This is a genomic window from Streptomyces aurantiacus (assembly GCF_001418335.1).
In the GTDB taxonomy this organism is placed as follows: domain Bacteria; phylum Actinomycetota; class Actinomycetes; order Streptomycetales; family Streptomycetaceae; genus Streptomyces; species Streptomyces aurantiacus.
In genome coordinates this window covers 1-8,755 of record NZ_LIPP01000351.1, presented here as the reverse complement: position 1 = coordinate 8,755, position 8,755 = coordinate 1, and the positions used below count along the sequence as shown (strand labels likewise).

Annotated in this window: 7 protein-coding genes; 2 read left to right on the top strand and 5 right to left on the bottom strand. The window is 69.6% G+C overall.

Annotated features, from left to right (window positions below; translation table 11 throughout):
- The 5 genes from AOK01_RS34820 to AOK01_RS34800 form a co-directional block, all read right to left on the bottom strand.
- The coding region (locus AOK01_RS34820) for a dihydrodipicolinate synthase family protein (protein WP_055518784.1) at window positions 1–713 on the bottom strand (713 nt) is incomplete at its 3' end.
- Window positions 713–1,864, bottom strand: a complete 1,152-nt coding sequence (locus AOK01_RS34815) for an oligopeptide/dipeptide ABC transporter ATP-binding protein (RefSeq protein WP_055518782.1) — start codon at window positions 1,862–1,864, stop codon at window positions 713–715. The genes AOK01_RS34815 and AOK01_RS34820, both read right to left, overlap by 1 nt.
- Window positions 1,861–3,900 (bottom strand): dipeptide/oligopeptide/nickel ABC transporter permease/ATP-binding protein, encoded by a 2,040-nt coding sequence (locus AOK01_RS34810; protein ID WP_425424783.1) that lies wholly within the window; start codon window positions 3,898–3,900, stop codon window positions 1,861–1,863. The genes AOK01_RS34815 and AOK01_RS34810 overlap by 4 nt, the downstream gene beginning before the upstream one ends.
- A complete protein-coding gene (locus AOK01_RS34805; protein ID WP_055518778.1) occupies window positions 3,900–4,862 on the bottom strand; it encodes an ABC transporter permease in 963 nt (320 codons plus the stop codon). Before AOK01_RS34805 ends, AOK01_RS34810 begins: the two co-directional genes overlap by 1 nt.
- Window positions 4,863–4,980: 118 nt before the next feature.
- Window positions 4,981–6,618, bottom strand: a complete 1,638-nt coding sequence (locus tag AOK01_RS34800) for an ABC transporter substrate-binding protein (protein ID WP_055518776.1) — start codon at window positions 6,616–6,618, stop codon at window positions 4,981–4,983.
- A 359-nt stretch (window positions 6,619–6,977) separates the two neighbouring features.
- Here AOK01_RS34800 and AOK01_RS34795 point away from each other — a divergent pair, with 359 nt between their 5' ends.
- Both AOK01_RS34795 and AOK01_RS34790 read left to right on the top strand, forming a co-directional pair.
- On the top strand, window positions 6,978–7,418 hold the full coding sequence (locus AOK01_RS34795; RefSeq protein WP_055518775.1) for a protein-tyrosine phosphatase family protein: 441 nt from the start codon (window positions 6,978–6,980) through the stop codon (window positions 7,416–7,418).
- Between the two features lie 556 nt (window positions 7,419–7,974).
- On the top strand, window positions 7,975–8,755 hold a 781-nt coding region (locus AOK01_RS34790; protein ID WP_063792917.1), incomplete at its 3' end, for a DUF2637 domain-containing protein.

Below are 8,755 nucleotides of genomic sequence, written 5' to 3'. Positions count from 1 at the left end.
CCCTCCCAGTCCCCCTCCCGGCACAGCCGGTCCAGCCGTACGTATCCGGCGGGGTCCACGTTCGCGAGGCCGGGTACGGCCCCGTCCGCCCCCATGGCCAGCGCGGAGTCGACGAGGAGCTCGGACCCGGTCAGCACGCTGAAGCCGGAGACGGCGGGGTGCGCCCGGGCCCCGGTCACGACCGCCCGGAAGCCGCCCAGGTCCCCGCTGGAGTCCTTCAGCCCGGCCAGCGTCCCCTCGGCCGCCAGTTCCAGCACCAGCTCGGCGCCCAGCTTGGAGTGGACGGAGACCGGGAGGTCGTACGCGAGGACCGGCACCGGCGAGCGGGCGGCGACGAGGCGGTAGTGGCGGGCGATCTCCGCCGGGTGCGTGGGCGTGTAGAAGGGAGCCGTCACGACCACGGCGTCGGCGCCCGCGTCGGTGACGTACCGGACGTGGTCGAGGACGCGCGGGGTCGTCATGTCGATGGCGCCGGCGAGGACGGGCACCCCGCCCGACACATGGCCGACCACCGTCTCGACGACGAGGCGCCGCTGACGGTCGGTCAAGTACGCGGCCTCGGACGACGTCCCGAGGACGAACAGGGCGTCCACCCCGGCCTCCAGCAGATGGTCGACCAGCCTGGTCAACGAGGGGACGTCCACCTCACGGTCCGGTGTCAGGGGCGTGCAGACGGGCGGTACGACACCGGTCAGCGGGGCGGGAAAGGTCATCAAGGCTCCTTTGGGACGTCGGCCGGGACGTCGGCCGAGGCGTCGGCCATGGCGGTGGCCCCCGGCGCGGTGGCGGTCTCCGGTACGGCGGCGCTGACGGCCTGCGCGACGAGATCGCGAGTCGACACGCCGTCCTCCACAGGATGGTGGCACCGGAAACGGCCCCCTGTCGTCGACGCGCCCGCGAAATCCGGCATGGCCTCCGCGCACACCGCGTCCGCCTTCCAGCAGCGCGTCCGGAACGGGCACCCGCTCGGCGGTCGGGTGGCCGACGGCACGGGGCCCACCAGCGGGATCGGGTCGATGGGGTCCAGCAGGCCGGGCGTCGCCGAGAAGAGGGCGCGGGTGTACGGGTGCCGGGACCGGTCCGTGACCTCGTCGGCCGGGGACTCCTCGACGATCCGGCCGAGGTACATCGTGATGACGCGGTCGCTCATCCTCCGTACGGTCTGGATGTCGTGCGAGACGAAGACCAGCGCCAGGCCGAGCCGTTCCTTGAGGTCGAGGAGGAGGTTGAGGATCTGGGCGCGGACCGAGACGTCCAGGGCGCTGGTCGGCTCGTCGGCGACGACCAGGTCCGGGTCGAGGGCCAGCGCACGCGCGATGGCGACCCGCTGCCGCTGCCCGCCGGACAGCTGACCGGGCAGGCCGTCGGCGAGCGCCCTGGGAAGGCCGACGAGGGACATCAACTGGCGCACCCGGTCCTCGCGTTCGCGAGGCGTGCCGCGCCTGTGTACGTCGAGGGGGTCGCGCAGAATCCGCCGTACCGTCAGCCGGCGGTTCAGGGCCGTCGACGGGTCCTGGAAGATCATGCCGGTGCCGGTGCCCACCAGTCTCCGTCGCTCGGCCGGGGCCATCGTCCACAGGTCGCCGCCGCGCAGGGACACCGTCCCGGACGTCGGCTTCTGCACGCCCACCAGGACCTTGGCGAGCGTCGACTTGCCGCAGCCGGACTCGCCGACGACGCCCACCGTCTCGCCGGGCGCGATGGTGAGTTCGGCGCCGGTCAGGGCGTACACGCGGTCGCGTGCGAGCAGGCCGCCGGTGCGCGCCTTGTGGACGACGTGCACGTCGGACAGCTCCACAAGGGGTGTCGTGCCGGGTTCCGTGCGAGGGCCAGTGAGCGGGCCGGCCGGTCGGCTCGTACTCATGTCACGGCCTCGCTTCCGTCGTCGACGCCGGTGCGGCCGGCCCCGGCCGGGTACGCCGCCGGAGCGATCGCCGGATGGTGGCAGGCGACCTCGTGGCGGCGCGGCGGGCCCGCCAGCCGGGGTGTGTTCGTCCGGCACACCTCCGTCGCCATCGGGCAGCGGTCGGCGAACCGGCAGCCCGCGGGGAAGTGGGCCGGGGAGGGCACGACTCCCTTGATCTGGGTCATCCGTACCGCCGCCGACTCCAGGGACAGGACGCTGCCGAGGAGGCCGCGCGTGTAGTGGTGCGACGGCGACTCCACCAGGTCCGCCGTCACGCCCGACTCCACGATCTGGCCGCCGTACATCACGACGATCCGGTCCGTGACGTCCGCGACGAGCGCCAGGTCGTGCGAGACGAGGACGAGCGCGAAGTCCAGCTCGGCACGCAGCCGTAGCAGCAGCTCTATGATCTGCGCCTGCACGGTGACGTCGAGAGCTGTCGTCGGTTCGTCGGCGACGATCAGTTTCGGGTTCCGGGAGAGCGCCATCGCGATCAGTACGCGCTGCCGCTGGCCGCCGGACAGCTCGTGCGGGTAGCTGCGCAGGGTGCGGTCCGGGTCCAGGCCGACCAGTTCGAGGAGTTCGGCGCCCGTGCGGGTGCCGCCCCGCCTGACCACCTGCCCCAGCTGGGCGCGGATCGTCATCGCGGGGTTCAGCGACGACAGGGCGTCCTGGTAGATCATCGCCATCTCGTGGCCGAGGAGCCTGCGCCGTACGCGCATCGGCTCGCCGACCAACTGCCGCTGGTTGAACCGGACATGGCCGCGCACCCGCGCGCCCTTCGGTTCCAGGCCCATCACCGCGAGGGCCGTCAGCGACTTGCCGCAGCCCGACTCGCCGACCAGGCCCAGGACTTCACCGGGCCGTACGTCGAAACTGATGCCGTCGACGATGTCCACACCCCCGTGGCGGGCATCGAAGCCGATGGCCAGGTTCTCGACGCTCAGCACCGGTTGCCCGCCCTCGGGCAGGGGACGGGCCCGGCCGCGCAGCCGCTGCGCCGCCTCCGCGAGACCCGGCAGCTCCAGGACCTTGCCGCTGCCCGGCTCGGCCGTCTCCAGGCGGTCCTCCTCGCCCTGCTCGTCAGCCTGCCGTCCCGGGACATCCCGGGCCGCGGGCGCCGCCCACGCGTCCGAGACGCCCTCGGAGAGGATGTTGAGGGCCAGCACGGTGACCAGCATCAGCAGGCCCGGGAACACGGTCGCCCACCAGCCCCCGGTCAGCACCATGTTCTTGCCGTCCGCGATGACACTGCCCCAGGACGGGTCCGGCGGCCGTACGCCCGCCCCGATGAAGGACAGCGACGCCTCGAAGACGATCGCCTCGGCGACCTGCACGGTGCAGAAGACGAGGACCGGAGCGGCGCAGTTGACGGCCACGTGCCGCCACACGATGTGCGGGGTACGCGCTCCGATGACCCGCTCGGCGGTCACGTAGTCCTCGCCGTACTGGTCCATCACGTTGGCCCGTACGACCCGGGCCATCGGCGGCATGTAGAGGAACGCGATCGCGCCGATGAGGATCGGGATGCCGCCGCCGAACACCGCGACGAAGACGGCCGCGAGCGCGATGCCCGGAAAGGCCATGACGATGTCCAGGCAGCGCATCAGCGTCTCGTCGACCGCCTTGCGCGAGGTCGCCGCGACCGCGCCGATGACCGCGCCCACCACCAGCGCGAGGGAGGTCGCGCCGAGGCCGATCGCCAGGGACCAGCGGGCCCCGTACATCAGCCGGCTGAGGATGTCGCGGCCCAGGCTGTCCTGCCCCATCCAGTGCTCGCCCGAAGGGGCGCCCTCACCATGGCCGTTGTCGACCAGCGGTGACTGTTCGAGCGGGTCGTGCGGGGAGATGAGAGGGGCGAGAAGGGCCGTGAGGACGACGATCCCGATGACGACGACGGCGATCCGAGAGATCGGCGGAAGCCGCGCGAACCCCTTGAGACGGACCCCGGGCAGCGAAAGGACGTCGGCGAGCCGCTTCCGGTGTGTCAGCATCATGCCTCGGCACTCCTCAGACGCGGGTTGACCAGCAGATAGAGGATGTCGATGACCAGGTTCACGACGACGAACCCGAAGGCGATGGTGAGGACGCCGCCCTGCACGACGGCCGGATCGCCGTTCTTCACGGCGTCGATCATGAGCTTGCCCATCCCCGGCAGATTGAAGATCGTCTCGATGACGACGGCACCGCCGAGCAGATAGCCGACGCGCAGACCCAGTACGGTCAGCGGGTTCATCAGAGCGTTGCGCAGCACGTTCCGCCCGACCACGACGACCGGGGGCAGCCCGCTGCCGATCGCGGTGCGTACGTAGTCCCGGTCCAGCTCCTCCACCACGGCCGTGCGGACGATCCGGGTGAGCTGGGCGGCGACGGGCAGCGACAGGGCGAGCGCGGGCAGCGTCATGGTCTTCAGCCAGCCGGTGAACGAGTCGGCCGGGTTGATGTATCCGCTGGTCGGGAACCAGCCCAGGTCCACGGCGAGGTACTGGATCATCAGCAGCGCCAGCCAGAAGCCGGGCGCCGCGACACCCGTCAGCGACACGACCCGGATCAGCTGGTCGGGGAAACGGTCCCGGTAGATCGCGGCGGTGACCCCGCCGAGCAGCGCAAGCACCACCGCGATGCCCAGGCCGAGGAAGGTCAGCTGCATCGTGAGCGGCAGCGCGGTGGTGACCTGGTCGACGACCGGCGCCCGCGTCAGCGCGCTGACTCCCATGTCGCCCCGGACCAGATCCCCGACGAAGTCGAGATACCGCACCGGGAACGGGTCCAGCAGGCCGTTGCGCTCCCGGAAGTCGTGCAGCTGCTGCTCGGTCGGGTTCGCGCCCTGGAAGTACGCGGACGCCGGATCACTGTCCGAGAACCGCATCACGACGAACACGAACAGAATGATCCCGAGCATCAGCGGAACTAGCAGGACAATACGGCGGATCAGAATTCTGACGATCGCGACCACGTGTTCTCCTCGCTGGAACTGGCTGATCCGGGTCACGCGGCTGGTCGACCGGCGCCCCTCCAGGGGCGCGGGGGACTGCGCGACCAGTCACGGACGGCCCGCACCTTCCGCGCAACCCTCAAACCCATTTCGCCTGGAGAACGTTTATCCCTGGGTACGGCTGCGGCCGAACACCCGTAAGGTCCTTCGCGTCCCACGCGGTGATCAACTCGTTGTGCACCACCGGATAGATGACGGCGTTCTCGGCGACGACATCGATGTATTCCTGAGTCATCGTCTTCTTCCGCTCGGCATCCGGTTCCCGCGTGGCCTGATCCATCCGGCTGAAGAGATCCTTGGCCACGGAACTGCTCTCCCAGCGGGCGTACCGCATCCAGGTGTTCCCGGGCCCGTAGTTGTAATGCATGATCAGATCGGCGTCGAGACCGAACTGGTTCGGGTTGGACGCGGCCGCGACGACCTGGAAGTCCTTCTTCTGGTCGAGCTTCGTGAAGAGCGCGGCGGTTTCCTGGGGTTCGAGGGTCGTTTCGACCCCGATGGCGTCCCAGGAGGCCTTGATGGTCGGCAGGCAGTCCATGATCCAGCTCACGTTGACCGCCATCAGGCTGACCGTCAGCCCGCTGACCCCGGCCTCCTCCAGGAGCGCCCTGGCCTTGTCCGGGTCGTGGCCGTAGACCGTCTTCGCCCTGCGGTAGGTCGGATTCTCCTCGTTGAGGAACGACGACGCCGGCTTTCCGTGACCGCGCAGCGCGGCCTCGACCATCTTCTCCTTGTCGATCGCGTAGTGCAGCGCCTGCCGCACCCGTACGTCGTCGAACGGTTTGTGGGCGGTGTTGAAGAGGAGGAAGAGGTGATTCATTCCCGCCCCGCCCTCGACCTCCAGTCCGCCCTTCTCCAGCTGGGAGATATTGGCGTACGGAATGTTGTCGGAGATCTGCGCGCCCGCGCTCGAACCCGAGATCTTCGCGACCCGCGGTGCGGCGTCCACGATGGTCAGCCAGTTCATCTTCTTGAACGCGGCCTTTCGCGGCCCGTTGTAGTCCGCGAACGCCTCGAAGGTGGTGTTGGACTTCGGATGGTGAGCGGTCTGCCGGTACGGGCCCGAGCCGACCGTCTTTCCCGTCGTCGCCCCGTCCAGCGCCCCCGCCTTCGAGAACACGTGCTCAGGCATGATCTTCGCGAGCGTGAGCCGCTGGACCCCGTCGGGAAAGGGGAACTTGAGAACGAACTCCACCGATTTCGCGTCGACCTTCTTCACCTCCGCCAGCCAGGAGGCGAAGAAGTTCTTGGCGAGGGTCGTCGTCTTCGGATCCAGTACGCGCCCGTAGGTGAAGACCACGTCGTCGGCGGTGACGGGCTGCCCGTCGTGCCACGTGGCGCCCTCCCGCAGCGTGAACTTCCAGGTGGTCGCCCGCAGATCCGCCGGAACCGCGGTCGCCAGGGCCGCGTACGGCTCACGGCTGATCGGGTCGGTGTCCAGCAACCCCTCGTAGATGTGGTGGTTGCCGGCCATCGCGAACGCCGACGCCGTCATCAGGGGATCCCAGCTCTGGTCGTTGCCGTAGCCGATCACCGCGGTGAGGGTCCGGTCGGCGCCCTCGCCCCCGCCGCCCGTCTCGTTCGTGGACTCCGGCCCCGACGAGCAGGCGGAGAGCGCGGAGAGCGTCGAGGTGATCGTGACGGCCGCGCCGAGCGCGCCGGAGTACTTCAGGAACGACCGGCGGTGCAGCGCCGGTGCGGGGGTCGCGTCGCGCACGGTTCCTCCAGCGAGGAGTGAGAAGACGTGTGTGGGGAGATACGACGGTGATACGACAGAGATACGACGTCCTACGTCATAGGTGCAGCGTGACGATAAGAGGGGCCGTGAGGGCGGTCAAGGGGACGCGCGCGAATGCGGTTTCTGCCAGAGGTACGACCAATGGCGCCGTAAAGGACGAGGTGGGAGAGGAGCCCTTCGGGGTCGGCTGCGACTCCCGAGGCGACGGGCCGCCATCGCCTTCCGCCACCTTCCGCCGCCTTCCGCGCCGCCGTGACATAGTCGTCGCCGCGATGGCGGACCTGGTCCGGGGGATCGAGGCGAGGGCCGCCGCCAGGAGTTCATGGGGGAGGGGTCGGATGACCGCGGGTTGGGACGAGAAGGAACCGGGAGTGCTCCGACTGCCGTCGGGCCGGCTGGTACGGGGCCGGGGGCTGCGCAAGGGACTCGGCCCCGAGGCGGCCCGCCCCACCTACGGCGTCTACCTCCTCGGCAAGGAGCCACCCGAATTCCCCTGGGAGACGCGCTGGTTGAGGTGGCCCGACTTCCGGCTGCCCCGGGACCGGGCGGACGCGAGGAAGGTCCTGACGCAGACCTGGGAGCGGGCCGCGGACCCCACCGAACGCGTGGAGATCGCCTGCGGGGGTGGCCGCGGACGGACAGGCACGGCCCTGGCCTGCCTGGCGGTCCTGGACGGCGTGCCGCCCGAGGAGGCGGTGGATTTCGTACGACGGAACTACGACCGCCACGCGGTGGAGACACCGTGGCAGCGAGGATACGTACGCAGATTCGCCGACTGACGGGGAGGGCCGGTGGGACCGGTGGGACCGGGAGGACGGTAGGACCGCTAGGACGGTAGGACGGGCAGGACTGCGAGGAGACTCCTGGACTCCTGCGCTTCACTGTCCGATGACGCGGATCTCCAGTAGCAATAACTGCTCTTAGAGGGTTATTTGGTCTTGGCTTACAAACGCCGTCGTCAATTCTCCGGGCGGAGTTACGCTCACTCATTTGCCGCGCATCCGAGTAAGGGTGGCAGCGTTAGCGAGATATGACGAAAGCAAGGCTCTTCGGCACTCCCGTCCAGGTCCAGGCAGGTGAGGAAAATCTGACCGCTGTCCCTCAGACGGCGATGGGTCGATACACCTATATGCCTGCCTCGGACAATTCGACACCGGGTGCCCGCGGCATTTTGCGCGGGGATGGCGAACCGGTCGAACTGCGGGTGACCGAACCTCTGTTGGGTGATTTCCTGGCATCCCTGAACAGGACACAGGACGAGCTGAACCAGCGGTGGAGCGTCCAGGGGCGGCCCGGCAGCAACGTGGCCTGCGCATGAAGGGGGGAGGATTTTCCGTGAACGACGACTACGCCCACCTCTTCGCTCCGGACGACCGTGTGTATGGCACCGAGTCGGGGCCGGGATCGGGATCGGGTACCGGGCGGCATCGTGGGCCCGTCGACATGCGGCATGCGGGCGGCGACCAGTCGGATGCCCTCGACCCCGCCTGGGACCCGGTCGAGGAGCTCACCCATCTCCTCCAGGACGCCGTCTCGGCGGAACAGTCCGCCGCCGTGCCACCGCCCCGCAGCGAGGCGCCGTCAACCGGCGCCGGCCTCACCGACGATCCGATGGACAACCTGGCACGCATCACCGCTGAGCTACCGCCCATCCGCTCCCACCCGGCCGGGCACCGGAAAGTACGGGTTCGTAAGGCCCGCGTCACCTGGTTGCAGACGGTCAGCTTTCTGATCGCCGCGGTCGCCGCGGTCATCGTGTCGATGGTGAGCGTCTTCGGCGGGATGGTGTCCTACGTCCCCCTGCGCGACATCGCTTCCCACACGCAGAGCAGCACGGCGGTCTGGTGGCCCCTGCTGGTCTACGGCCCGTGGATGATGGCCTCGCTCTCCATTCTGCGGGCCGCGCTGCACCAGCGCCGCGCCGTGCACTCCTGGTTCGTCGTCCTGCTGTTCTCCTCCGTCGCGATGGTGCTCTGCGCGGCTCAGGCCCACCGGACCTTCACCAGCATCGCCACAGCGGCCCTGCCGTCGCTCGCGGCCCTGGCCTGCTTCCAGCAACTCGTCCGCCAGATCACGCTGACCCGACCGCCCCGCCAGAGCCTGCCCCGCCACCGAC

What these genes read in the sequence shown, in the direction of transcription:
- AOK01_RS34815 (WP_055518782.1), bottom strand. Translation starts at nt 1,864, where the DNA reads ATGAGTACGAGCCGACCGGCCGGCCCGCTCACTGGCCCTCGCACGGAA.
- AOK01_RS34810 (WP_425424783.1), bottom strand. Translation starts at nt 3,900, where the DNA reads ATGCTGACACACCGGAAGCGGCTCGCCGACGTCCTTTCGCTGCCCGGG.
- AOK01_RS34795 (WP_055518775.1), top strand. Translation starts at nt 6,978, where the DNA reads ATGACCGCGGGTTGGGACGAGAAGGAACCGGGAGTGCTCCGACTGCCG.